Annotated in this window: 4 protein-coding genes; 3 read left to right on the top strand and 1 reads right to left on the bottom strand. The window is 48.6% G+C overall.

Going from position 1 to position 4479, the window contains the following annotated elements:
- Positions 1-116 precede the first annotated feature (116 nt).
- Positions 117-1139, bottom strand: coding sequence for a class I fructose-bisphosphate aldolase (locus tag RMO35_RS23370; RefSeq protein ID WP_309744851.1), 1023 nt, complete (start codon positions 1137-1139; stop codon positions 117-119).
- A 62-nt stretch (positions 1140-1201) separates the two neighbouring features.
- On the opposite strand from RMO35_RS23370, the gene RMO35_RS23365 reads away from it, so the two are divergent.
- From RMO35_RS23365 to lipA, 3 genes are all read left to right on the top strand, one after another.
- Positions 1202-1642 carry a hypothetical protein gene (locus RMO35_RS23365; RefSeq protein ID WP_309744850.1) on the top strand — a complete coding sequence of 147 codons (441 nt, stop codon included), beginning with the start codon at positions 1202-1204 and terminating at the stop codon, positions 1640-1642.
- 448 nt (positions 1643-2090) lie between these two features.
- Positions 2091-3263, top strand: coding sequence for a M23 family metallopeptidase (locus RMO35_RS23360; RefSeq protein WP_309744848.1), 1173 nt, complete (start codon positions 2091-2093; stop codon positions 3261-3263).
- 54 nt (positions 3264-3317) lie between these two features.
- Positions 3318-4187: a lipoyl synthase gene (gene lipA / locus RMO35_RS23355; protein ID WP_309744846.1), complete on the top strand. Its 870-nt coding sequence runs from the start codon at positions 3318-3320 to the stop codon at positions 4185-4187.
- Positions 4188-4479 lie beyond the last annotated feature (292 nt).

Here is a 4479-nt window from a genome sequence, read left to right as displayed (position 1 = left end):
GGGCAATTCATGAATTGCCCCTACCTTTATTTGTCATAAATTTGTCATGACGATCGCAGATCTAAGTCATCCGAACACCTAAAGCCTAAAGCCTAAAGCCCAAAGCCTAATCAGGCCTACTCCATCTCTGGCGTGTATTTCCCTTGAGCAGCGGCGCTGTTGAGTTTCGCGCGGTGGAGCAGCATTTGTTGGGCGGTGGGGATATTGGCATCGTCGCCGTGCCAATAATCCAGAGCGGGTTGCTGGATGGCGCGGGCGTAGGAAAAAGTTACAGTCCAGGGACATTGGGCTGCGTATTGGGCATTGATGAGATTGAGATGGGCGGTGGCGCGTTCGATGCTCTGTCCGCCGGAGAGAAAGGCAATCCCTGGTACTGCATCAGGGACATTATTTTGCAGACAGCGGACTGTCATTTCGACAACTTTTTCGACACTGGCTTGTTCTGAGCAATTAGCTCCCGACAGCACCATGCTCGGCTTGAGAATTATCCGCTCTAGATCCACCCGATTGAGCTTTAATTGGTCGAATGTGACTTGGAGCGTGCGCTCGGTGACTTCATAGCAGCGATCGATCGTGTGATTGCCATCGATGAGTACTTCTGTCTCCACAATCGGCACGAGTCCACCTTCCTGGCACAGAGCGGCATATCGGGCTAGTGCATGAGCGTTGGCCACCAGACAAGTTTCGCTGGGAGTGTCGGTATCAATCGTAATTACCGCCCGCCACTTGGCAAACCGCGCCCCTATTTGATAATATTCAGCAATGCGATCGCGCAATCCATCCAAACCTTCGGTGACTTTTTCACCCGGACATGCTGCCAAGTCTTTGGCACCTAGATCGAGTTTGATGCCGGGAATTATCCCGATATTTTGCATAAATTTAACAAACGGCACGCCAGCTTGAGTCGATTGGCGGATCGTCTCATCAAATAAAATCGCACTGCTAATAAAGTCGGCTAAGTGCGGGGTGGTGAGAATTAACTCGCGATAGGTGCGCCGCCGCTCTTCGGTGGTAGGAATATTTAATTTCTCAAATCGGCGATCGCAGGTACTTTTGCTCTCGTCCATTGCTAAAATGCCTTTACCGTCAGTCATCATGGCCTGTACGGTCGATTGTAATTCCTGGGCGTATGAACTCATCGGTCGTTCCTCGTTGCAAACAGGGTTATTTCTAGTCTAATCACTTTTAGAATTTCTCAACTGTGAATGCTGCTCAACAGGCTACTGATATCACTCTTGCTAGTAAGATTGCTTCTGCTGTGAGTCTCTTTCGGACTAAGTTTCCCGATGCCAAAGTAGATTTACGACCGTGGGCTGAAGATCGCGATACTCAAGAGTTGGTAGATCCAGATTCGATCGATTTTAGTTTTCATTTTCCCGGCTGGAGTCGGCGGTGGCAAAGTCGGAGTGTTTTAGTCCAGATTCGATTTTATCAAGATGCGATCGCCATCACAGAAGATTGTCTGTTTGAGTCACATCGAAATTTTATTGGCTTAGAAGTTACTGGCTTCGATTATCGCGGCAAACAATGGCGATTATCGACGGTGAGCGACTGGCAATTTGAAGGCGATCTCCAACCGCAGCCAGAAATAGCTGATAAGTTGAGACAGTTTTGTCGTCAAATGTTTGAGCTATTTAGCTGATAAAATTAGCTGTTAATTTGCTATCGATCGCGGTCGACCTATGCTAGGCGATCTATCTACATCTAAATACTGAGTAAATATTTAACATCTACTTATTTGTGATATACTACATGTATGTTTGTGACATTATTTCACTCATCGCGATCGTCTAGACCTCGCTTGCTGTAATGCCGTGAGTAAATACTCAGTTGCTCATTCTCAAAGACAGTATCCAGTCAAAGTATATTTTTATACTTAAAAGATATTAATTGATGATACCGATTGCGCTCAAAACTATATTTTGAGCGAGATAATTGTGATGTTTTATATAGCTAGATCTTCAGGGAAAAACTTAATTATAAAGAAAATCGATACAAATCTGGCGATATCTTGTATACTGGACAAATTCTTGCCTCAGGTTCGACTTGCTAATTTAGTCCTATACCCCGTAACAATTTTTACTTAATCTATGCGCGTAAACACATCTGTGAGACTTTTAGTTATTGCTAGTGCATTTTTAAGTGCAAAAGCTGCACTCGCCCAAAATTCATTTTTACCCGCGCAAGTTTTAGTAGCGAAGAATACATTAAAAACTCAGCAAATAGATGTAAATAGTCTCTCCAGCCTTACAGCAGGGACTGTCTCTACCGATCGAATCGATCGAGTTATTGACGAACAGCCAGATCGCGCTGCTAGAGCAGCGGTCGATCCCGAGCTTCAAGTTGCCAATAACCCTCAGCAGTTCGGTTTCGATGAAGATCGCGCTCCGACAGACATTCAACCGCTGCCCAGTCGCAATTTAACGAGCGCACACGCTCAGGGTCGGGTATTTAATAGCGACGTTGCTAACTTGGATCGAAATTCGCAGCTCATCAGCGGTGTGCCGAGCCAAATACCTTCATCGGAAGCCTCTGTCGAAATTTTCGTGCCAGCCCCCCGCACTCAAACCATCAAAGTACCAACTGTCGCGCGGTTGCCACGGGCGGCGAAGAGGAGGATCCCCACGGTGATGGCAATTCCGGTCGTCCAGTCCATCCGCACGATCGCCCCTAGTCCTAATAAAACTCAGTTTACACCCGCTATAGCTAGCGCACCTTTTGAGGCTTCACAGCCCATTGACGTGCCACAGCCTAGTAATAATGTCCCGACTGTCCCCAGTCTCCCCACTGGATCTCAGGCGGAATTAATCTACCCATTAATGAATCCCGCACGCACAACCTCTCGCTTTGGCTGGCGCACGCATCCCTTAACTGGAAACCGTCGCTTTCATTCGGGCATCGATATTGGCGCACCTTCGGGGACACCTGTAGTCGCAACGGCAACGGGTACGGTAATTTCAGCAGGTTGGAATGGTGGCTATGGTAAGGCGATTGTCATCCAGCATAATGATTCTCAGCAGACCCTTTACGGTCATCTTTCGGAAATCTCCGTGCAGCCCGGACAACAAATCGCGCAAGGTTCGGTAATCGGCTTAGTCGGCAGTACTGGTAATTCGACTGGGCCGCATCTCCACTTTGAAGTGCGGTCGCCCGGAGCGAATGGGTGGGTGGCTGTCGATCCGACTCAAGATATCCAGTATGCTGTAGACAATCTCCGCCGATCGATGCCATACGCTGGTAAAGACAATCCCCAAGGACTCTAAAAATTTATCCCACAGAACTTGCTAGAATAGTAGCCTTGTGAATTCTCAATTGTTATGACAGTCAAACCAGAATGGTTGCGGGTCAAAGCGCCGCAGTGGGAACGCGTGGGTAATGTCAAAGACATCCTTCGCGATTTGCAGCTCAACACGGTATGTGAAGAGGCTTCTTGTCCCAATATCGGCGAGTGCTTTAGTGCCGGAACAGCGACATTTTTAATCATGGGGCCTGCATGTACGCGTGCTTGCCCCTACTGTGATATCGATTTTGAGAAGAAGCCCCAGGCTTTAGATCCGACCGAGCCATTACGACTGGCAGAAGCTGTCAAGCGACTCAAGCTCAAGCATGTGGTGATTACTTCCGTAAACCGCGACGACCTCCCCGATGGTGGTGCGGGTCAATTTGTGCTGTGTATTCAATCAGTACGCGCCCTCTCACCCCAGACAACGATCGAAGTATTGATTCCCGACCTCTGTGCCAATTGGCAAGCCTTAGAGACGATTCTGGATGCGGCTCCAGAGGTATTAAATCACAATACCGAAACTATTCCCAGACTCTATCGCCGCGTGCGTCCCCAGGGTGATTACCAGCGTTCCCTGGAAGTGTTGGCGCGATCGCGAGCCTATGCGCCGAGCGTCTATACTAAGACGGGCATCATGGTAGGCTTAGGCGAAACCGACACAGAAGTGCGCCAAACGCTGCGAGATCTCCGATCGGCAAATTGCGATATCATCACGATCGGGCAATATCTCCAACCCACCAATAAACACCTCAATGTCGCTGAATTTATCACTCCCGCTCAGTTTGATGCGTGGCGGGTATATGGGGAAGAGATTGGGTTTCTCCAAGTGGTATCGACACCACTGACGCGCAGTTCCTATCATGCGGAAGAGGTGCAGAAGTTAATGGTGAAATATCCGCGTTAGTTGTTAGTGGACAGTGGATAGTGGATAGTGGATAGTGAATAGTAGCAGGATGAGAAATTCTAACCATCTGGGTTTCCGGCTTTTACGATGCGAGCGATATTCGATCCGACCTGCTTATTTATTCCGATGTTGCTGATTTAAGGTATGATTTGCCCTTCAGTCCCGCCAGATCCTTCGGCTCTGGCTCCCCTCTGTCTTGTCGTTTTTTTATTCGGGGGGAACCCCCGAATAAAAACGCCGCTCCCCAGCTTGGGAGCGGCTCGCGCTCGTCGGGTTTGCCGTTCGCGCAGCG

The organism is Chamaesiphon sp. OTE_20_metabat_361, from assembly GCF_031364565.1.
This window is presented reverse-complemented; position numbering and strand designations above follow the sequence as displayed.